An 18,755-nucleotide genomic window follows, 5' to 3' on the forward strand; every position below is an offset into this window, starting at 1 on the left:
TGAGGTGTACATGGCAGAACCCGTTTCATCCTCAGTACTGACCGCGCTTGCCATTATAGCGAGCGGTGCGGCCATGACTGCGCTGCGTGTGCTGCCAAATCGCGGCGTGGCGCTGGGTGTCGTCTGCGGCTCGCTTGTCTATCTGATGCGCACGCATGAGCCGTCGAGGTTGCGTAAGTGCATTTATTTTGCGATCTCGCTCATCGGCGGCTATCACATCACATCATGGGCTCTCAATCTGTACCCGAACGCTTCGACGTGGGCGGTGGGATTTATGTCATCCGCGTCAGTGGTCACTCTTGCGGTACTGGTGCTTGATTGGGCTGAGCGCAACATACAGCCGACGCTTGATCAGGTGCGGACATGGGCTCTCGACAAACTACCAGGGAGAAAAAATCATGAAGACGATTGATCTGGAAGGCTACCTCAACGCGCACGGGCTGCTCGACTGCGTACTACTTGTCATCACCGGGCTTGTTTCAGTATGGATTGTCTGGCGCGTGGTTTTCCCGGATCCGATGGCGACCGAGTATGCCGAGCCAGCGATCCAGCTACCCAGATATAAAAGGAGCATCGAGCTGGCAGGTTTGATGCACAGATTACTTCGATATCTGAAGGAATGGATAGTGGTGGCTGCAGCGATCCTGCTGCCGCGGCTACTGAGGTATGCGATCGCAGCAACCTACGCGACGATAGCGGTGCGCGTATGGGCGGGATGGTACTGGACGCCGGTCGAACCATCCGAGCTGCTGGTCAATGTGCTGGTGATGTACGCGGTGTACTGCACTGGCGGAAACGTAGAGATCTTTTTGCAGGCGGCGCGACTAGTGAAATCGCGAAAATAGGTTTTGTCATGGGAGTTAAAGTGGACAATTTCGAAAAATACATCGATGGTGTGATCGGCCGCGAGGGCGGATTTTCGTGCGATCCAAACGACAAGGGGAACTGGTATCTCGGCAAGCTCGAGGGGACGATGTGGGGCATCACAGCGGCAGAGGCTCGGGCGCATGAATATGTGGGCCTGATGAATCAGATGTCGCGCGATACCGCGCTCGCGATCTATCGCACGAAGTACTGGTTGACGCCGAAATTCGATCAGATCGATGCGATCGATGCGACGCTCGCCGCCAAGCTGCTCGATATTGGCGTGAACATGGGGCCGCCCACCGGCGTTCAGTTCATGCAGCGCGCACTGAACGTGCTGAATCAGCAGGGCAAGGTCTTTCCGGACATTATGGTTGATGGCGGCATCGGGCCGATGACCCTCGCTGCGCTGAAAGCATTCTACGCACAGCGCGGCGCCGACGGGCATCGAGTGCTGGTCGGCATGGTCGCATCGATGCACTCGGTGCGCTATGTCGAGATCGCGGAAAAGAATCCCAGCCAGCAGACTTTTGAATACGGTTGGCAACTGAACCGCGCACTGGGAGCGATCGCATGAATTGGTCTGAGCTCGCACCAACCATCGCGAAGGCGGCGCCACTGCTCGGCTCATTGCTTGGACCGATCGGCACAATTGCCGGCGGCGCGGTAGGTGCCATCATTTCGTCGGTCACCGGCACTCCATCTGACGATCCTGCCGCAGCCGCCGCCGCGATCGGCGCCGATCCAGCGCTGCTCGAAAAGTTGCGCGAGGCCGAATTGGCGAATCAGACGCTGCTCGCCTCGTATGCGCTTCAGCAGAGGCAGGCCGAATTGGTCGCGCAGACAGCCGCCGATGCACAGCGCACGGCGCAGATCCAGTCAGACGCGGCCGACCGCGACAGTGCGCGTCAGCTTGCCGCAAAGCAACCGGGCGACTGGATGCGACCGGCGCTCGGATGCGCAATTGTGATTGCGACGATCGGCGTCGTGTTTCTCGTGCTGCTCGGGTTCGCAGACGGTACGCTGCGCGACCCGGTGATCGCGGCCACGGCCGGCGGCCTCGTGATGTACTTCCTGAAGGAAAGCGACAAGGTAACGAGCTTCCTTTTCGGCACGACGAGCGAGGCGGCGAGCCAGACGCGGCAGGTTACGCAGTTCGCCGTGTCGCCGGGCACGGTGACCACATCTTCGGGTCAGGCGACAGCCATGCAATCCGCTGCCCAATAGCAGCACGCCGCACGCGGACGAAGCGCCCACACAAACAGGTGACGTATGTCGGAAAACGAATTGCAGGTCATCCGCTGTAGCCACTGTGGTCGCTTCCTCTGTCGTGCGGATGGAACCGTCGAAATCAAATGCCACAAGTGCAAGACGAGAAACACCGTTGCAATAGGAAATGTCCTAAAATCCACTCATAGCGCACCTTGCGCAATCCCCAAGCCTAAAGCAACGTGAAGGGCAAAGTTGTCAGATTCCTATCGGAGTTCTGCAATGATTGTCCCGAGCGTAAACAAAGAGTATTCCTTCATCGATAGCGGCAACTACGGGCGCCGCGGTTACGATGACGATACGCGAGTCGGTGGCTGGGTCGCCGGCGGCATCGCGTTCCTGTTCCTCGTCTTCATCATCTTCGGTATCGGCTTCTTCCTGAACGGCCGCCACGATCACGTCAACGACACGATCCGCGATCGCACTGGCCTCTCGAACGCCGAAGTGGTCGCGGCAGCGACTGCGCGTGGCGCCGCCGCAGTTCGCCAGGAAGACACGTACCTCAACACGCGCGCCACCCTGGATAAGCTGGATGCGCTGGCCGTAGCCATGACACACGGTTTCGACGTGGCGATCTGCACCTCCAAGGAGGCTGCAAACACCGTTATCCGTCATGGCGACGAGCACGGGTTCCGCGATTTCTCCATCGTCTACGAGAATCCGTGCGACCGCGATCACGGCCGCCGTCGCGGCCGCGGCGAATGCGAGGTCGAGCACATCTCGCTGCAGCCGGCACCGACCGGCCTGCTTGTCGGCGAAGGTCGGAGCTGCTGACATGATGCCCTCTATGCTGGACGCAGCACGGGGGGCGTTTTCATGTCCCGCAATCGTAAAATTGCGGGGTCTGGCGACGTCGGATTTGCCCCAGAAGCGGAAGCGCGAAGAAGCCTATGCAGCGGTGATTGAATTGAGGGCGTTCATGGATGCCCAGTTCAGTTCCCCGATGTTCGGCATGCTGCTACGCGCCGCACGCCTGAAAGACCCGAATCTTCCCAGCCACGAGCAATGGATGTCGAGCTGGAACAGAGTTAAAGCGAAGATGGGCTCCGATGGGAAGTTTGTCGCGGAAATCTGCGATTCGCTCCCCGACGTGCTCGCCAGATACGGCGCGGCTAACGGCATCCGGATTTTCGGTGATCCGGTCATCCGGCGACTTGCCGAGCGAGGTCTGTCATGAGCTTCATGGATCTCGTCATGCATCCGATCACGCAGGTTCTTTTCGATGGCGTGAAGTACACGGCGCCCAAGCTGCTGAAGGTGATCCAGGAGCAATCGGCCCCACAGCCAGTCACCGAATCAGACATCAAACAATCCGCCGCCGAGACCGCGCAACCGGACTTCGGCAGCGAAGAGCCATATCACCCATACAAGGACATCGGAAATGAAAGCCAAACTTGACGCAATGATGCACCATGCCGGGCATGTGGAATCGGCCTGTCACGACATGGAATCCGCCGCGCATGCCCTGGAGTCCATGCGCGATACCTGCACGCCAGAAAACCAGCTCGAGTGCTGCATGTACACGCTCCTCGAGGAAATGGTCGACGCGCAGGCGGCGACGATGCGATTGCTGGTGGCGATGAGTCATGCGATGCACCATCACATGGTGATCTATCACGGAGCCGAGGCCGAGACTCACCACATGCCGACGACTCATCCTGTGCGGGCTTGATGGGCGAAACAGAAAAAGGTTGAAAAGAAAAAGCCCCGCGGATGTGGGGCTTTCTGTTTGGCTTCGAGGGTCGGTTTCAACTACTTCTTTGGCAGTGATCGGCTATTTTGTTGCATGGCTTGTTTTTTCTGACCGATGACAAACGCGGAGACCAAGCCGACAACTGTTGTTCCGCCAATGATGCCGGCGACTGCATCGTGCCCCTGGACCGCCAGATATCCCGATGTGACCAAGGCGAGCGCGCCTATAATCAGCCCGGATAGCATACTGGTGAGCCTCTCCACAAACACTAGTGTATTCACGCGCCGAGTCTCAGATCGCCTGAAATCACCCTCCTGGGTCGCCTCCGCAAAAACCCAGTCGACTCTATTGGGCAGAATCTCGATCAGCTTCTCAATCTGCGCCATCGGCAGGATCGGGGCATCCGTCTCATGCTGGGATACGGTAAGACTTGCGTCTTTACTTTTTACCTGCGCCGTCGTGTGTTGTCCCATATTTTCCTGCAAGCGCCTTGCTGGCGTGCGTTTCTATGCGTCCCGTCACGACGCCGAAATCTTTTCTGATCAATGCTAGGTCACGGGCACGATCACCGCGCTTCGGGACATCGTATTGCGGCAAGGTACCAAACGCATTCATTGCGGAGCCCACCCCAGCAAGGATATTCAGCAAATGCTTCATTGCCTTCTCCAGTTGTTGTATGGACGTTGTTGTCAGCGATCAAGCGTGGTGCCTGATGAGATTGTATCAACACCGGACTGTGAGTCTAAACTAATTTGGCAAATCAGTTTACGGGAGGCGGCGCAGCGCGCCTGATTTGTGGTAGCAGCCGTGGCCGTCTAACCACGGCGGCGGAGCCCGAATCGCACGCCATGGTGATGGGCCACTCTGGGAAGATTTGACGAACAACGATCAATCAGTGCACGTGGCAACTGCGGCCCGCCAGAACATCGGTGGGCGTTTTTTATCGCGCCTCGCCGAGGTTCACGATATCGGCCCGCTTCACGATCAGGTAGCCATCCTTGTCGAGCAACTGACGGATGTGCCCGGCGGTAGCCACGATGGCATCGTCCGGAACGCGCTCGAGCGATGCAGTCATGTCGTCACGGATCTTCAGCAACCAGCGTCCGTTGCGCAGAGCGTGCATGGCGAGCTTCGTGGGGTCGGCGGCCGGCGAAGTCTGATCTAGAAATACCCGGATGACTTTCAGGTGGAACGCCGCGCTGATCCATGCAGCGTAGGCGATCACCAGCTCGCGGCAGGCGTAGGTGCCGCCGTTGCGACCCCGCTCGATCTTAAATGCACAAATCTGTGCATTTTCAATTTCGGTAATTAGTGCCCGCGCTTGGTCATTGCGCAGGAAATGTCCGGGGCGATGCTCGGGCGCGTTGCCGCTAGCTTGATGCAAATCGTTGAGGGAAAACAGGCCGCCGAGTTCGCGGATTGCCGACGTACCGAGAGTGAGAGTCATGGTGAAGTTCCTTTGGTGCGGTTTTTAAACCGCCGCCCCGAGTCCAAGCGGGGTGACGGCTACCGAACGGGGTTGGACTACCGGCCAAAGGAAACCGGCGCACCCGAAGGTGCCCCCGCCCGGAGCCGCCATAGGAGCTGCTGCCAGACGTGCACAAACAAAAAGCCGCGAGTCATAACGACGGCGCGGCCTGTGTGCGCCTTTGAATTCCGGGAGTCCAAGCCCGTGTGCCTTTGTATCGGCAACGAGCGGAGTATAGGCATCCAGCTCTCAAAGCGCAAGCAAGCCGAAACAGCGTTCGGAACACTCTGGTAAGTATTTGATTTTTATGGCCGCAGTTGACCTGCTTTGGCCGGTGTTTTTGGGTATCGAAAAGCATTGCAAACAATTGAATTTGTTGAATAATTTTTATTTTTCAGGAGCAAGTATCTCCGAGCTGGTGCCGAAGCAGATCCGCGGCCGCGCGTTCGCGTGCGAGCAGGCGGTCGGCTTCACGGCCGTGCCGGTGGTCGCGTTTCTATCGTTTATGCTGGTGCCGCGCACGCTGTTCGGTCTGGACGGCTGGCGCTGGGTCGTGCTGATCGGCGCGCATGGCGCGCTATTCGTCTGGTGGATTCGCCGCGCGTTGCCGGAAAGCCCGCGTTGGCTCGCGCAGCAAGGACGTCTCGCCGAAGCCGACCGCGTGATGATCGCGCTCGAGGCGAAGGTACGTCACGAATATGGCCGCGAGTTGCCGCCGCCGGCGCCGCCGGTGCCGATCCCACCGCGCGGCAGCTTCCGCGACATGTGGGTACCGCCGTACCGCAGCCGCACGCTGATGATGACGATCTTCAACATCTTCCAGACGGTCGGCTTCTATGGCTTCGCGAACTGGGTGCCGACGCTGCTGATCAAGCAGGGCATCACGATCACGACGAGCCTGATGTATTCGAGCGTGATCGCATTGGCCGCGCCGCTCGGTCCGATCATCGGGCTGTTTATCGGCGACCGCTTCGAGCGCAAGACGGTGATCGTCGTGATGGCCGGCGTCAATATCGTGTGCGGGTTGTGGTTCAGTCAGGTATCGGGGGCGGTGCTCCTCGTGAGCCTCGGAGTGTGCCTGACGCTGGCCGGCAACATCATTTCGTACAGTTATCACGCGTACCAGACCGAACTGTTTCCGACCAGCATCCGGGCGCGCGCGGTCGGCTTCGTCTACTCGTGGAGCCGCTTTTCCGCGATTTTCACGGCCTTTCTGATCGCGGCCGTGTTGCGCTACTTTGGCACGACCGGCGTGTTCGTGTTCATCGCGGGCGCGATGCTGATCGTGATGCTGGCGATTGGCTTGATGGGGCCGAAGACGAAAGGGCTCGAACTCGAGAAGATATCCGCATAGCGAAGGCCGGCTGTCGAGCCGGCCCGCCGCCATGTGCCGCATTGGCGATGCCCTCAATGGAATGCACGGTCAGAGCGCCGGCCTTCCTGCAAAGCGGGGTCCAGGACTGCTTCAGGTGCCCACAGGACGGATCGACAGCGCGTTCCTGACCGAAGTTACGCCAGGCACCCCTTTCGCCACCTCGGTTGCCCGGTCGCTTTCTGCCTGAAGCGGTACGCTGCCCTGCAGCGTGACAGCACCATCGCGGGCGCGAACTGTGATATTGGCCGTGGAGATGTTCCTGTCTTTCACCAGCGCATTTCGAACCTGACGCTGTAGCGCCCGGTTCGCTGCTTTCATTGACTTGTAATGCGATCGGGCTTCGGGCGTCGTGGTCGGGGCAGACGCAGGGGCGTTAGCGTTGCTCGCCTGCGCATAGGCGTGAATCGAACCCGAAATCAGAAGGGCGGTACCGACCAGTTTGACGGCGTGGATTGCTTTCATGCATCTTCTCCTGTCGTTGCAGATCGTTGGGGCTACAGATTCAGGGATATCAGACACACGCCCCCACAATATTTCTGAGGCGGATCAAATGGCACTATAGGACAATAAAGGGTTAGGTCAAGCAGCAATGCAAACCGGCCAATTGCGCGGACAACCGAAGAAATTACAATACTTCAAATTATGATGGCGCTCTAATTCTGTTGATAGGGTTGCAAATCAAAACCAGGGATTAGTTTTTTCCGCCTTTAATCACGGATTACCGGTAGCGCGGAGCATGCGATACGCGAGCCGCGGCAACTCGCCCTGCCGCACCTTTGCTGTGCATAACACGCACTCCGATGAAGAGGCCGAGCCCCGTCCATGGTGAAGTAGGCAATTCGTCCATGCTCGCAGCCGCGCGTTCGCCGCCCCGATCAAAACAACTGCTTCTGCCCCGACATCAGCGTCGTGAAATCGTCGCGTAGCAACGGCAGAATCGCGTCGGCAACCGGCTGCAATTGCCGCGTCAGATAGTGCTCGTAGTCGATCGCCGAGCGCAGCGTTTCGAGCGGCTCGGGGCCGGCCACCGTCATCACGTAGCTGATCCAGCCGCCGTTCTGATATTGCAGCGGACGTCCCTGCTGGCGATTGAACTCATCGGCGACGCGTGCCGCGCGCACATGCGGTGGCACGTTGCGCTCGTAAGCGTCGATCGGTCTGCGCAACTGCTTGCGATAGACGAGCTGATCGTCGAGCCGGCCGGCGAGCGTATCGCGCACATAGTCGCGCACGTAATCCTGATACGGCTGCTGCTTGAAGATGCGCCGATACAGTTCCTGCTGAAACTGCTGCGCAAGCGGCGTCCAATCGGTGCGCACGGTTTCGAGCCCTTTGTAGACCACGTCCTCGCGGCCGTCCGGCAATACCATAAGTCCTGCGTAGCGTTTCTTGCTGCCTTCCTCGGCACCGCGCACCGTCGGCATGAAAAAGCGCCGGTAGTGCCGCTCGAATTGCAGTTCCAACGCACTGTCGATACCGAAGCGCGCCTGCAGCTTCTGCCGCCACGCCGCGTTGATATGTTCGACGAGCGCGCGGCCGATGCGCGCGGCGTCTTCCTCGTCATGCGCGTGCCTGAGCCAGACGAAGGTCGAATCGGTGTCGCCGTAAATCACTTCGTAGCCTTGCGCCTCGATCAGCTCGCGTGTCGTGTGCATGATCTCGTGGCCGCGCATCGTGATCGACGACGCAAGCCGCGGATCGAAGAAGCGGCAGCCGGTCGAGCCTAGCACGCCATAGAACGCGTTCATGATGATCTTCAGCGCCTGCGACAGCGGCTTGTTGTGCTCGCGCTTGGCCGCTTCGCGTGCCTGCCACACCTGCGCGACGATCGACGGTAAGCAGTGACGCGTGCGTGAAAAGCGCGCGCCGAGAAAGCCCGGCACCGAGCTCGCGTCGTCGGGATGCAGCATGCCTTCGACCAGACCGAGCGGGTCGATCAGAAACGTGCGGATGATCGACGGATACAGGCTCTTGTAGTCGAGCACGAGCACCGAGTCGTAGAGCCCGGGCCGCGAATCCATCACGAAGCCGCCGGGGCTCGCGGCGCCGGCCACGTCGCCGAGATTCGGCGCGACATAGCCCTGCCGATGCATGCGCGGCATGTACAGATGCGTGAACGCCGCGACCGAGCCGCCGCTGCGATCGGCGGGCAGGCCGGTCACGGTCGCGCGTTCGAGCAGGAACGGCAGCAACTCGGTCTTCGCGAAGATACGCGTGACGAGCTCGCAGTCCTTCAGGTTGTAACGCGCGAGCGCGGGCTTGTCTTCGTCGAAGCGGCGCTGGATTTCGTCCATCCGCTGATACGGATTGTCGATCGCCTTGCCTTCGCCCAGCACCGAGCGCGATACGTATTCGAGGCTGAACGACGGGAAACTCCACGTCGCCGAACGCAATGCCTCGATGCCGTCGATGACCCAACGACCCGCCACGCCCGCGAAAAAGTGATTGTGCGTGACGCCGTGTTCGCGCCACTCCATCACCGCGCCGCCTCGTCCGATGCGCAGCGGCACGCGATACTGCTCGGCATGGTGTTGCAGTACCTTCAGATCGAACTGCACGAGGTTCCAGCCGATGATCGCATCGGGATCGTGCCGCTCCATCCACTCGATCAGCTTTTCGAGCAGGTGTGCGCGGGTTTCGCAGTATTCGAGCTTGAAGTCGATGGCGTCGGTGACATTGCCGATGTTGCCGTTGTTGCCGATGTTGCCATTCGGCGGCCCAAGCATATACACCTGCCGCTCGCCGCAGCCTTCGAGCGCGATCGAATATAGCTCGGCATGCGCGCTCGTTTCGATGTCGAGCGACACGAGCTTCAACGGCGGACGATAGTCGTTGGACGGTTTGAGTTCGCTGTCGAGCCAGGGGCCATCGAGCCCCGGACCATTCTGCTGCGGCACGCCGCTGAACCACACCGGCGCGGTGATGAAGCGCTCCATCATGTAGCGCTCGGGCGGCTGGATATCGGCTTCGTAGACATCGACACCGCCTTCTCTGAGGCGCTTCTCGAAGCCCTTCAATTGCCGGTATTGCGCACAGTAAAGCCCGCTGACCGGCCGATGCCGGAAGTCGCGCAATTCGAGCGAACGCAGATCGAGCGGCGCGTCGCGTCGCAGGATCGTTTCGGCGCGTTCGCGATGTTCGGCCGGAATGAAGGCGACGGACGGCTGAGGGCGCAGACGGATGTGGCGCGGCCCGCTGTGCGTGGCCAGCCAGAACTCGATTTCCGTGCCGGCGGGCGTGTCCCGCCAATGTCGGGTCAAAATGAAACCCTGCTCGAACTCAGTCAAACTTCCACCTTTAAAGCGGCGCAATCGCCTTGCGCGATTTTACCGCCGCAGGCAGGGACTGTTGAACGGGCCATGAAAAGGGCGCTTCGTACTGAAGCGCCCCAACCAGCCCGGCGTTATCCCTTCAAAGCCGGTTCAGTTCGTTCCCGGTTCGCTCAAGCTTCGAGCGCCAGCGTCGCGAACGTGGCGAGCCAGTGCTCGCCCATGTAGTCGCCGGTCACATGCGGCAGCGCGCTGTGCAGATGACGCTCGGCCGCATCGAACAGCACGGTGCGACGCACGTCGCCGGCGGGCAGCGCACGCGCGAGCGCACGCTGGCACCACGCGCGGCTCAGATTGAGGCCGTCCAGATGCGCGATCTTGCCGTCGCTGCGATCGGTCACGGTGACGGGCTCGAACAGCGTCGCCGGTTTTTTCGCGCCGAGGTCCGGCAGGAAGCGTCCGAACCAGTCGGCGAACTGCGCCGACGGCAACACACGCCGCATCAACTCCGCTTCCATCAGCGACGGCGACAGGAATTCGTCGCCGGCCGGCTCCCACGCCTGACACGCGACGTCGTCCAGATACCAGCGCTCCGCGGTGCTGACGATCAGCGCCTCGAGCGATTCGCGCGAGGTTTGCCGCGCGAAATCGAGCGTCAGCGCGAGCGCGAACGCCATGTTGAAGTGCGTGCCGACGCGCAGCGGATAGGTTGCTTTCGGCAGGAACTCCTCGAAGCGCTCGACGAACGCCTCGGTGAGCGGCGCGAACGTCTTCGCACAGCGCGCGGCTTCCGAGATTTTCATCGACTGCAACTGCGCACCGAGCGCGAGCAGCCACGCCCAGCCATACGGCCGCTCGAAGCCGCGGTTGTGCGGCAGCTCCAGATACGCGAGTTCGCCGGCGACGTTCGCCGCGGTGAAATGCTCGTCGACCACGGCGACGATGCGCGCGGCCTCGGGCAGATCTGGGAAGCGTTCGAGCAGATGCAGGATCAGCCAGTAACCGTGCACGCACGAATGCCAGTCGTAGCTGCCGTAGAAGATCGGATGCAAGGCGCGCGGACCCTGCACGTCCTGCGGTCCTTCAAGCGAGTGCGTGAGCTTGTTCGGGTATTCGCGCGTGAGGTGGGCGAGTGCGACATTGGCGAATCTGGACGCGAATTCGCGGGTGAGCTGGGTGGTCATCGGCGGTTCCTCAGAAGCGGAATACGAACACGTACGACAGTATGGTGTTGACGATCAGCAATAGTAAAGCGGTCGGCCATTGCGCCTTGATCACGCCGTTCTGGTCCTTCAGTTCGAGCAGCGCGGCGGGGACGATGTTGAAGTTCGCCGCCATCGGCGTCATCAGCGTGCCACAGAAACCAGATTCTTCGTTTCGACGAAAGGCGCGTACTTGAGCGTCAGCGTACCGACCAGCGTGATGAGAGCACGCGGCCGGTGGTGGCTGCATGCAGGCGCGAGATCAGATGCCGCGCCTGTTGCTTCAGACCGTTGCGTTCGAGCAGCGCGATGACCGGCAGCGTGAGCCAGATCAGGCCCATGTAGCGGTGATCCGCGAATGCCTTGCCGAACGCGCTGACGATCTCCACCGTCTGCAAGCCGCCGGCCATCCCGGTCGCGACGCCCGCGATCGTCACCACCAGCAGCGCGTTGAAGCGCAATGCGAAGCCGAGTACCACGCTCGGCACGCCAATCAAAACCCCCATCCGGCTCTCCTTTTCGTTTCCCCGACGCATGGCGACGGAATCTAACACGAGACTTTATTGATAAATAATCGATAAAATATACTTATCGGGTAAACGCCGAGAAAGTGGCAGCGTGTGCGGGAAACGATCAACCCGCGGTCATACCCTCCGCCGTCAACTGCCGCAACTGCTCCAGCAGCTTGACCGCCGGGCTCGGCAGAATCCCCTGGCGCCGCCGGAACGCGGTCAACGTGCGCCGCCCGACCACGCCTGGGACGCCGAGCGTATCGAACACGCCGGCCTTGCTTTCGGTCACGTACATCGTCGACGCCATCCAGCTCAGAAAGCCCGAACGCGCGACCAGGCTCTTCAGCGCCGTGACCGAGCGCGTTTCGACGACGACGTTCGGCAGTCCCAGCCCGCGCTCGGCAAACACACTCTGCATGTGCTCGAACGGGCCGGTGCCGCGCGGCGGAATCGCCCAGCGTTCGCCCAGCGTGTCGGCGAGCGTGAGGTCAGGCTTGCGCCGCAGCGGATGATCGAGCGCGGCGACCACGTAGCTCGCGTCTTCCCAGCGGCAATCGGCGATCGCGGTGATCTCGTCGGTATCGGGCACGGCCATGCTGAGCGCGAGATCGATCTGACGTTTGACGAGCGCATCGGCGAGCCGGTCCCACACGCCCTCGATAATCTCCACGCGCAGGTTCGGCCACTTCGTCAACACGCCGCTCACCGCGAGCGGCAGCACGAGGCTCGCGATGCTGCCGACCGCGCCGACGCGGATCGTGCCGCGCGCGAGGCCGCGCATCGCGTCGATTTCCTCGCGCGCCTGTTCGGCTTCGCGTTGCAACTGGATCGCGTGCGGCAGCAGCGCCTCGCCGACCGCGGTCAGATGCATGCCGCGCGAATGCCGCTCGAACAGCGGCGCGCCGACCTGTTCCTCGAGACGGCGGATGGTCCGGCTCAAGGCCGGCTGTGTGATGTGCAGCGCTTCGGCGGCGCGTCCGAGGCTGCCGCTCTCGACGATCACCGCGAACGCCTGCAGTTGTTGCAGGTTGTAAGTCATGCCGAAAGGTAATGCCTTTTTGCGAATTGGGCAATTTTCGGCTACCCCGGCGGTCGTGATAATGGCCATTCGATTTTCCGCGCTCACCTGACAGGAGACTTCGCATGACAAGCAGCGCGCCGCAGCGGAATCAGGCACACGCAAAAGAACAGAGCAGGCGGTGGACCGTACGCGACGCGGTCATCGACTTCGCGCGCCGCGTCGGCATGACGTCGATCTTCGCGAACCCGGGCTCGACCGAGCTGCCGATGTTCCGCGATTTCCCCGCGGATTTCCGCTACGTGCTCGGTCTTCAGGAAGCGGTCGTGGTCGGCATGGCAGACGGCTACGCGCAGACCACCGGCAACGCGGCGCTCGTGAATCTGCATTCGGCGGCGGGTGTCGGCAATGCGATGGGCAATATCTTCACGGCGTTTCGCAACCGCACGCCGCTCGTCGTCACCGCGGGTCAGCAGGCCCGCTCGATCCTGCCGTTCGAACCGTTCCTCGCCGCGACCCAGGCCACCGAATTGCCGAAGCCCTACGTGAAGTGGAGCATCGAGCCGGCTCGCGCGCAGGATGTGCCGCTCGCGATCGCGCGTGCGTACGCGATCGCGATGCAGGAGCCGCGCGGCCCGGTGTTCGTGTCGATTCCCGCCGACGACTGGGATCAGCCGGCCGAGCGCGTGGCCGACCGCGAGGTCGCGCACATCATGCGACCCGATCCGGCGATGCTCGAACGCATCGGCACGGTGCTCGACGCGTGCGAGCGGCCCGCGTTCGTGGTCGGTGGCGCGGTCGATCGCGCGGACGCGGCGGCTGAAGTCGTGCGCCTCGCGGAGCGGCATTCCGCGCGCGTCTACGTCGCGCCGATGACAGGACGTTGCAGCTTCCCCGAAACGCACCGCCTGTTCGCGGGCTTTTTGCCGGCGCTGCGTGAGCGCATCGTCGAGTTGCTCGGCGCGCACGACGCGATCTTCGTGATCGGCGCGCCAGCGTTCACGTATCACGTCGAAGGCAATGGTCCGCATGTGCCGCCGGGCTCGCGGCTGTGTCAGTTGATCGACGATCCGGGCATTGCCGCATGGACGCCGCAGGGCATCGCCGCGGTCGGCAACGTGCGGCTCGGCGTGCAGGATCTGCTCGCGCGCGCCGCGCCCAAAGCGCGCGAGTTGCCCGCGCCGCTCGCGGTGGCGCCGCGAGCGCCGCCGCCCGCGCGGGGCGAGCGGATGTCGGTCGCGTTCGCGTTGCAGACACTCGCCGAAGTGCGCGATCCCGATGGCATCGTCGTCGAGGAAGCGCCGAGCTCGCGGCCCATCATGCAGACCTATCTGCCCATCGCGCGCGCCGGCACGTTCCTGACGATGGACAGCGGCGGCCTCGGCTACGGCATGCCGGCGGCGCTCGGCGTTGCGCTTGCGCGGCCGGGCGAGCGCGTGATCGCGCTGATCGGCGACGGTTCAAGCATGTACTCGATTCAGGCGATCTGGAGCGCGGTGCAGATGCAGCTGCCGATCACATTCGTGATCCTGAACAACACGCGCTACGCGGCGCTGCAGGATTTCGCGCCGGTGTTCGGTTTCGCGCCTGGCGAGACCGTGCAGGGCACGGACCTGCCGGGCCTCGACTTCGTGACGATCGCGGCGGGCATGGGCTGCCCTGGCGCGCGCGTCAGCGAGGCGGCTGAACTTGCCGACGTGTTGCGTCGCGCGCTGACCGAAGGTGACGTGAAAAGCGGTCCCACGCTCGTCGAAGCGATCGTCGCGTAACGGCGCTTCCCATTCACGAAAAGGAGAGAGACCTACGATGAAAAACGTATCGATGCTGATCGGCGGCGAGCAGACACAGGCGCGCAACGGCGCGAGCTTCGAGCGCCGCAGTCCGCTCGACGGCGAAGTCGCGACGCGCGCGCCGGCCGCGACCGTCGAAGATGCCGTGGCTGCCGCCGATGCCGCCGCGGCCGCATTTCCGGTGTGGTCCGCGCTCGGACCGAGCGAGCGCCGCGCGCTGCTGACGAAGGCCGCGCACGCGCTCGAAGCGAAGGCCGACGCCTTCGCGGCCGCGATGGCCGCCGAGACCGGCGCGTCGGGCATCTGGGCCGGCTTCAACGTGCATCTCGCGGCGGCCGGGCTGATCGAGGCCGCCGCGCTGACCACGCAGATCGCCGGCGAACTGATCCCATCCGACGTCCCCGGCAGTCTCGCGATGGGCGTACGCCAGCCCGCGGGCGTCGTGCTCGGCATCGCGCCGTGGAACGCGCCGGTGATACTCGCGGTGCGCGCGATCGCGCTGCCGCTCGCGTGCGGCAACACGGTCGTGCTGAAGGGCTCGGAGATCTGTCCGGCCACCCACGGCCTCATCATCGAGGCGATGCAGGAGGCGGGTCTGCCACGCGGCACCGTGAACTTCGTGACCAATGCGCCGGCCGACGCCGCGCGCATCGTCGACGCGATGATCGGACACCCGGCCGTGCGTCGCGTGAACTTCACGGGCTCGACGCGCGTGGGCCGCCTGATCGCCGAAACGTGCGCGCGCAATCTGAAGCCCTGCGTGCTCGAACTAGGCGGCAAGGCGCCGCTCGTCGTGCTCGACGACGCCGACATCGGCGCCGCGGTCGATGCGGCCGTGTTCGGCGCGTTCGCGAACTCCGGGCAGATCTGCATGTCGACCGAGCGGATCATCGTCGACGACAGCATCGCCGATGCGTTCGTCGAGCGGCTCGCCGCGCGCTCGCGCGCGCTGCCACTCGGCGATCCGCGCAAGGGGCCGGTCGTGCTCGGCTCGGTAGTCGACATGAGCACGGTCGAGCGCTGCAACGCGCTGATCGACGACGCGCTCGCCAAAGGCGCGACGCTCGTGTGCGGCGGCAAGAGCGAAACCACGCTGATGCCCGCGACGCTGCTCGATCGCGTGACGCCGGACATGCGCATCTATCACGACGAATCGTTCGGGCCGGTCAAGCCGATCGTGCGCGTGCGTGGCGAGGAAGCCGCAATCGCGTGTGCGAACGACAACGAATACGGCCTGTCGGCGGCGGTGTTCAGCCGCGACACGGCGCGCGCGCTGAACGTCGCTAAATGCATCGAGTCGGGCATTTGTCACGTGAACGGCCCGACCGTGCACGACGAAGCACAAATGCCGTTCGGCGGCGTGAAGGCGAGTGGCTTCGGCCGCTTCGGCGGCAAGGCGGGGATCGCGGAATTCACCGATCTGCGCTGGGTCACGCTGCAAACGACGCCGCGTCACTATCCGTTCTGACGAAGAGCGTCGCGATGGGCTCGCTGTTCGGCGGCCAACTCGCCGAGGCGGGCCATCGCGTCGCACCGTACTGCCGACAGCAAAAAAAATCGAACAACGCGCGTGCAGCGCAAACAACGGAGACAGGCTCATGAGTTTCGTTCCTCCTGCTTCGGCCGCGGCCTCGACCGCGACCGCGCGCGACGACGCGGCGCTCGCCGGCATCGCGCGCGGCGGCAACACGGTCGACATCGGTCATGCACTCGACGACGGCCCCTACACGTTGCTGCAGAAAATCGCGGTGGTGCTCGCGGCGCTGTCGATCGTCGTCGACGGTTTCGACAGCCAGCTGATCGGCTTCGCGATTCCGATGCTGACCAAGGAGTGGGGCATCACGCGCAACGCGTTTGCGCCGGTGGTTGCGTCGGGGCTGGTCGGCATGGGTATCGGCAGCGCGTTCGCGGGGCTGTTCGCCGATCGCTTCGGCCGCCGCTGGGCCGTGATCGGCAGCGTGTTCGTGTTCGGCCTGGCGACCTGCGCGATCAGTCTCGCGCCGAACGTCGCGGCCATTGCGGCGCTGCGCTTTATCGCGGGGCTCGGCATCGGCGGCGCGCTGCCCACATCGACTACGCTGACCGCCGAGTTCACGCCCGCGCGTTTTCGTACCTTCGCGGTGACGGCGACCATTCTGTGCGTGCCGCTGGGCGGTATGGTCGCGGGATTGTTCGCCGGCCAGGTGCTGCCGGTTTATGGCTGGCGCGGTCTGTTCGTAGCGGGTGGTGTGCTGCCGCTCGTGCTCGCCCTCGTCCTGCTCGCGGCGCTGCCGGAATCGCCGCGTTTTCTGGCACGCCGTCCGCATCGCTGGCCCGAACTCGTGAAGCTGTTGCGGCGCATGGCGCACGACGTGTCGGCCGATGCGAGCTTCACCGATGTGCGCGAACAAAGCGCCGAGAAACACGTCGGGTTTGCCGCGCTGTTTCGCGATGGCTGTTCGCGCGACACGGTCGCGATCTGGGGTGCGTTCTTCATGTGCCTGCTCGCGGTGTATGCGGCGTTCAGCTGGCTGCCGTCGATGCTGACGAGTGAGGGCTTGAGCGTGTCGCTCGCGGGCTATGGCCTGAGCGCGTACAACCTCGGCGGCGTAATCGGCGCGGTGCTGTGCGCGCTGGCTATCGGGCGCTACGGCTCGCGCTGGCCGCTGCTGCTGTGCTGCGCGGGCGGCGTCGCGAGTGCATGGATGCTGCTCGGCGTCAGCGCGACGCAGCATACGGCGTTGATGATCCTCGGTCTCGGCTTGCACGGGCTGTTCGTCAATGCGGTGCAATCGACGATGTACGCGCTGTGCGCATACGTCTATCCGACCAGCGTGCGGGCGACGGGCACCGCGTCGGCACTCGCGTTCGGCCGCGTCGGCGCGATTCTGAGCGCATTCGCCGGTGCCGCGGTGATCACGGCCGGTGGCGCATCGGGCTATCTGCTGATGCTCGGTATCGCAATGGTCATCGTGCTGATCGCGCTGGCGGTGGTGCAGCGGCATATTCCGCGTCGAGGCGCCGCGAGCGCGCGCTGATCGACGCGACGTCTCTCGCGGTGCGTTCGTATCGCGAGGGACTTTTGCGCGCGATCTGATTTTCCCCTTTGCAAGGACCTGTTTCTCGCGCATCGCGGCGGTTTCCACTTGCCCCATGCACGAGCGAGGCTATCAACCTCGCTGAATATAAACGGGCAACGCGACTGCATTCGCCGCCGGATCGCCGGCCGCATTGGTCGGCAAATACTGTGTCTGAAACGCGGTAAACATCGCGGCAAACCCATCGGCGCGCTGCACGATCACCGCGCCGTCCTGGAACGCGCCGTTTTCGTTGTAATGCGGGCCGCGCGGATTGCCCTGATTCATGTGAGTCTCGTGAAGTCCGTCCTTCTTCGGCAGAAACAGAAAGCCGAACCCGTAGACGACGATGCCCGCGGTGGTCGGCGTCCAGAAATCGCGGTTGTGCAACTGGCCGCTGCCGTTGTCGTAGGGCAGACTTTGCGACGGCTTGCTTTCGTCGATGGTGAGGATTTCGTCGATGATGTCGTTGACGTCGGCGCGGTTGCCGTTTTGATCCTCGTAGGGGACCGGCCGCATGCGGTGAATGTCGAGCAGGCTGCTGTCCTGGAAGTAGTCGAGCCGTGGAAAGCCGCTCGTGTAGAGGCCGAGGTTCAGGGGCTGCAGTTTCGCGGTGAGTGGATCGGCGAAGTTCAGATCGGCATAGAAGTACACGTCGTCGTTACCGCTTGCGCCCGGTTGCGTCGACGCCGAATTGACGACGATGTTGAATGGCGTGTTGTCGTTGCCAGTCACCGTGATCACATAGTGCGGACTGCCTATATACGAATCTTTGAAAGGCGCCGCGCGCAGCAGTTTTCCCTTGAACATGCAGTATTCGTTCATGACTGAATGACCTTGTCGAAGTTGACGATCGGAAAGCGACGTATCCAAGCATACGGTGCTACACGTCGATAAACAACCGTGCCCGCTGTCATACCCTTGCAATGTTTTTATCCCGACGCTATTGCGGTGTGCGAGCAATGATCATCACGCGTGGCGCTACGGGTTGGAGACGCGCAAGGACAAGGCGTGGCATTTCCTCGCGTCGGACGACGGCTGACGGCCAGGCGGCCGTCGAACAGATCAACGAGGGGTGCTCGACAGAACGAAGTCGCCCGGTCAATGCGCCCGCGATCGGCGACCTGTTCGATCTTTTCGACTTCGACCGGGACTCCGACACGCACGGGCATCATGACGGGTCGCACCCGGACCATGATGCAGGCAACGGCGGTAAGGGCTGGTGGCCTTTCTGACCAT

The 18,755-nt window shown here is 62.7% G+C and carries 20 protein-coding genes and 3 pseudogenes; 13 read left to right on the top strand and 10 right to left on the bottom strand.

Annotation, left to right across the window (positions count from 1 at the left end):
- Nucleotides 1-10 precede the first annotated feature (10 nt).
- Genes HDG34_RS28545 through HDG34_RS28585 form a run of 9 tightly spaced genes read left to right on the top strand, consistent with a single transcriptional unit; the run spans nucleotide 11 to nucleotide 3,805 of the window.
- Nucleotides 11-412: a putative holin gene (locus HDG34_RS28545; RefSeq protein ID WP_184064620.1), complete on the top strand. Its 402-nt coding sequence runs from the start codon at nucleotides 11-13 to the stop codon at nucleotides 410-412.
- A complete protein-coding gene (locus HDG34_RS28550) occupies nucleotides 399-845 on the top strand; it encodes a hypothetical protein (protein WP_184064623.1) in 447 nt (148 codons plus the stop codon). Before HDG34_RS28545 ends, HDG34_RS28550 begins: the two co-directional genes overlap by 14 nt.
- 8 nt (nucleotides 846-853) lie before the next feature.
- Nucleotides 854-1,441, top strand: coding sequence for a glycoside hydrolase family 108 protein (locus HDG34_RS28555; protein WP_184064749.1), 588 nt, complete (start codon nucleotides 854-856; stop codon nucleotides 1,439-1,441).
- Nucleotides 1,438-2,091, top strand: a complete 654-nt coding sequence (locus tag HDG34_RS28560; protein ID WP_184064625.1) for a hypothetical protein — start codon at nucleotides 1,438-1,440, stop codon at nucleotides 2,089-2,091. Before HDG34_RS28555 ends, HDG34_RS28560 begins: the two co-directional genes overlap by 4 nt.
- 45 nt (nucleotides 2,092-2,136) lie before the next feature.
- Nucleotides 2,137-2,319: a Com family DNA-binding transcriptional regulator gene (locus HDG34_RS40250; RefSeq protein WP_184064628.1), complete on the top strand. Its 183-nt coding sequence runs from the start codon at nucleotides 2,137-2,139 to the stop codon at nucleotides 2,317-2,319.
- 36 nt (nucleotides 2,320-2,355) lie between these two features.
- On the top strand, nucleotides 2,356-2,907 hold the full coding sequence (locus tag HDG34_RS28570) for a hypothetical protein (RefSeq protein WP_184064632.1): 552 nt from the start codon (nucleotides 2,356-2,358) through the stop codon (nucleotides 2,905-2,907).
- Nucleotide 2,908: 1 nt separating this feature from the next.
- Nucleotides 2,909-3,310, top strand: coding sequence for a hypothetical protein (locus HDG34_RS28575; protein ID WP_184064636.1), 402 nt, complete (start codon nucleotides 2,909-2,911; stop codon nucleotides 3,308-3,310).
- Nucleotides 3,307-3,531 carry a hypothetical protein gene (locus HDG34_RS28580; RefSeq protein ID WP_184064639.1) on the top strand — a complete coding sequence of 75 codons (225 nt, stop codon included), beginning with the start codon at nucleotides 3,307-3,309 and terminating at the stop codon, nucleotides 3,529-3,531. The genes HDG34_RS28575 and HDG34_RS28580 overlap by 4 nt, the downstream gene beginning before the upstream one ends.
- Nucleotides 3,515-3,805 carry a hypothetical protein gene (locus HDG34_RS28585; RefSeq protein WP_184064642.1) on the top strand — a complete coding sequence of 97 codons (291 nt, stop codon included), beginning with the start codon at nucleotides 3,515-3,517 and terminating at the stop codon, nucleotides 3,803-3,805. Before HDG34_RS28580 ends, HDG34_RS28585 begins: the two co-directional genes overlap by 17 nt.
- A gap of 80 nt (nucleotides 3,806-3,885) precedes the next feature.
- On the opposite strand, the gene HDG34_RS28590 is transcribed toward HDG34_RS28585, so the two are convergent.
- The 3 genes from HDG34_RS28590 to HDG34_RS28600 form a co-directional block, all read right to left on the bottom strand.
- Nucleotides 3,886-4,299: a hypothetical protein gene (locus tag HDG34_RS28590; RefSeq protein ID WP_184064645.1), complete on the bottom strand. Its 414-nt coding sequence runs from the start codon at nucleotides 4,297-4,299 to the stop codon at nucleotides 3,886-3,888.
- Nucleotides 4,265-4,483, bottom strand: coding sequence for a hypothetical protein (locus HDG34_RS28595; protein WP_184064648.1), 219 nt, complete (start codon nucleotides 4,481-4,483; stop codon nucleotides 4,265-4,267). Before HDG34_RS28595 ends, HDG34_RS28590 begins: the two co-directional genes overlap by 35 nt.
- Nucleotides 4,484-4,766: 283 nt before the next feature.
- On the bottom strand, nucleotides 4,767-5,273 hold the full coding sequence (locus HDG34_RS28600; RefSeq protein WP_184064651.1) for a KilA-N domain-containing protein: 507 nt from the start codon (nucleotides 5,271-5,273) through the stop codon (nucleotides 4,767-4,769).
- Between the two features lie 418 nt (nucleotides 5,274-5,691).
- Here HDG34_RS28600 and HDG34_RS28605 point away from each other — a divergent pair.
- A pseudogene (locus HDG34_RS28605) lies at nucleotides 5,692-6,648 on the top strand (MFS transporter); the annotation flags it as partial.
- Between the two features lie 111 nt (nucleotides 6,649-6,759).
- On the opposite strand, the gene HDG34_RS28610 reads toward HDG34_RS28605, so the two are convergent.
- The 6 genes and pseudogenes from HDG34_RS28610 to HDG34_RS28635 all read right to left on the bottom strand — a co-directional run bounded on the left by HDG34_RS28610 (nucleotide 6,760) and on the right by HDG34_RS28635 (nucleotide 12,691).
- Nucleotides 6,760-7,131 (bottom strand): BON domain-containing protein, encoded by a 372-nt coding sequence (locus HDG34_RS28610; RefSeq protein WP_184064654.1) that lies wholly within the window; start codon nucleotides 7,129-7,131, stop codon nucleotides 6,760-6,762.
- A gap of 413 nt (nucleotides 7,132-7,544) precedes the next feature.
- Nucleotides 7,545-9,956 (bottom strand): DNA polymerase II, encoded by a 2,412-nt coding sequence (locus HDG34_RS28615; RefSeq protein WP_184064657.1) that lies wholly within the window; start codon nucleotides 9,954-9,956, stop codon nucleotides 7,545-7,547.
- 155 nt (nucleotides 9,957-10,111) lie between these two features.
- Nucleotides 10,112-11,122, bottom strand: a complete 1,011-nt coding sequence (locus HDG34_RS28620) for a DUF2891 domain-containing protein (RefSeq protein WP_184064660.1) — start codon at nucleotides 11,120-11,122, stop codon at nucleotides 10,112-10,114.
- Nucleotides 11,123-11,132: 10 nt separating this feature from the next.
- A pseudogene (locus HDG34_RS28625) lies at nucleotides 11,133-11,306 on the bottom strand (5-oxoproline transporter, DUF979 family subunit); the annotation flags it as partial.
- 58 nt (nucleotides 11,307-11,364) lie between these two features.
- Nucleotides 11,365-11,646: pseudogene (locus tag HDG34_RS28630) on the bottom strand (5-oxoproline transporter, DUF969 family subunit); the annotation flags it as partial.
- A gap of 127 nt (nucleotides 11,647-11,773) precedes the next feature.
- Nucleotides 11,774-12,691 carry a LysR family transcriptional regulator gene (locus HDG34_RS28635; protein ID WP_184064663.1) on the bottom strand — a complete coding sequence of 306 codons (918 nt, stop codon included), beginning with the start codon at nucleotides 12,689-12,691 and terminating at the stop codon, nucleotides 11,774-11,776.
- 104 nt (nucleotides 12,692-12,795) lie between these two features.
- Here HDG34_RS28635 and mdlC point away from each other — a divergent pair, with 104 nt between their 5' ends.
- The 3 genes from mdlC (at nucleotide 12,796) to HDG34_RS28650 (ending at nucleotide 17,477) form a co-directional block, all read left to right on the top strand.
- Nucleotides 12,796-14,439, top strand: coding sequence for a benzoylformate decarboxylase (gene mdlC / locus HDG34_RS28640; RefSeq protein WP_184064666.1), 1,644 nt, complete (start codon nucleotides 12,796-12,798; stop codon nucleotides 14,437-14,439).
- Nucleotides 14,440-14,476: 37 nt separating this feature from the next.
- The gene (locus HDG34_RS28645) at nucleotides 14,477-15,928 is read left to right on the top strand and encodes an aldehyde dehydrogenase (protein ID WP_184064669.1); all 1,452 of its coding nucleotides are present in this window, start codon (nucleotides 14,477-14,479) and stop codon (nucleotides 15,926-15,928) included.
- 130 nt (nucleotides 15,929-16,058) lie between these two features.
- Entirely contained in the window at nucleotides 16,059-17,477 is a 1,419-nt protein-coding gene (locus tag HDG34_RS28650; protein WP_184064672.1) for an MFS transporter, read from the top strand.
- 132 nt (nucleotides 17,478-17,609) lie between these two features.
- Here the strand turns inward: HDG34_RS28650 and HDG34_RS28655 are convergent, their stop codons facing one another.
- A complete protein-coding gene (locus HDG34_RS28655) occupies nucleotides 17,610-18,341 on the bottom strand; it encodes a DUF2278 family protein (protein WP_184062928.1) in 732 nt (243 codons plus the stop codon).
- Between the last annotated feature and the right edge of the window lie 414 nt (nucleotides 18,342-18,755).

It is taken from the genome of Paraburkholderia sp. HC6.4b, from assembly GCF_014200875.1.
Lineage (GTDB): Bacteria > Pseudomonadota > Gammaproteobacteria > Burkholderiales > Burkholderiaceae > Paraburkholderia > Paraburkholderia tuberum.

Bases quoted from the DNA above. Each gene is read 5' to 3' on its own strand.
- HDG34_RS28545 (WP_184064620.1), top strand. From the start codon at position 11: ATGGCAGAACCCGTTTCATCCTCAGTACTGACCGCGCTTGCCATTATA.
- HDG34_RS28550 (WP_184064623.1), top strand. From the start codon at position 399: ATGAAGACGATTGATCTGGAAGGCTACCTCAACGCGCACGGGCTGCTC.
- HDG34_RS28555 (WP_184064749.1), top strand. From the start codon at position 854: ATGGGAGTTAAAGTGGACAATTTCGAAAAATACATCGATGGTGTGATC.
- HDG34_RS28560 (WP_184064625.1), top strand. From the start codon at position 1,438: ATGAATTGGTCTGAGCTCGCACCAACCATCGCGAAGGCGGCGCCACTG.
- HDG34_RS40250 (WP_184064628.1), top strand. From the start codon at position 2,137: ATGTCGGAAAACGAATTGCAGGTCATCCGCTGTAGCCACTGTGGTCGC.
- HDG34_RS28570 (WP_184064632.1), top strand. From the start codon at position 2,356: ATGATTGTCCCGAGCGTAAACAAAGAGTATTCCTTCATCGATAGCGGC.
- HDG34_RS28575 (WP_184064636.1), top strand. From the start codon at position 2,909: ATGATGCCCTCTATGCTGGACGCAGCACGGGGGGCGTTTTCATGTCCC.
- HDG34_RS28580 (WP_184064639.1), top strand. From the start codon at position 3,307: ATGAGCTTCATGGATCTCGTCATGCATCCGATCACGCAGGTTCTTTTC.
- HDG34_RS28585 (WP_184064642.1), top strand. From the start codon at position 3,515: ATGAAAGCCAAACTTGACGCAATGATGCACCATGCCGGGCATGTGGAA.
- HDG34_RS28590 (WP_184064645.1), bottom strand. From the start codon at position 4,299: ATGGGACAACACACGACGGCGCAGGTAAAAAGTAAAGACGCAAGTCTT.
- HDG34_RS28595 (WP_184064648.1), bottom strand. From the start codon at position 4,483: ATGAAGCATTTGCTGAATATCCTTGCTGGGGTGGGCTCCGCAATGAAT.
- HDG34_RS28600 (WP_184064651.1), bottom strand. From the start codon at position 5,273: ATGACTCTCACTCTCGGTACGTCGGCAATCCGCGAACTCGGCGGCCTG.
- HDG34_RS28610 (WP_184064654.1), bottom strand. From the start codon at position 7,131: ATGAAAGCAATCCACGCCGTCAAACTGGTCGGTACCGCCCTTCTGATT.
- HDG34_RS28620 (WP_184064660.1), bottom strand. From the start codon at position 11,122: ATGACCACCCAGCTCACCCGCGAATTCGCGTCCAGATTCGCCAATGTC.
- HDG34_RS28635 (WP_184064663.1), bottom strand. From the start codon at position 12,691: ATGACTTACAACCTGCAACAACTGCAGGCGTTCGCGGTGATCGTCGAG.
- mdlC (WP_184064666.1), top strand. From the start codon at position 12,796: ATGACAAGCAGCGCGCCGCAGCGGAATCAGGCACACGCAAAAGAACAG.
- HDG34_RS28645 (WP_184064669.1), top strand. From the start codon at position 14,477: ATGAAAAACGTATCGATGCTGATCGGCGGCGAGCAGACACAGGCGCGC.
- HDG34_RS28650 (WP_184064672.1), top strand. From the start codon at position 16,059: ATGAGTTTCGTTCCTCCTGCTTCGGCCGCGGCCTCGACCGCGACCGCG.
- HDG34_RS28655 (WP_184062928.1), bottom strand. From the start codon at position 18,341: ATGAACGAATACTGCATGTTCAAGGGAAAACTGCTGCGCGCGGCGCCT.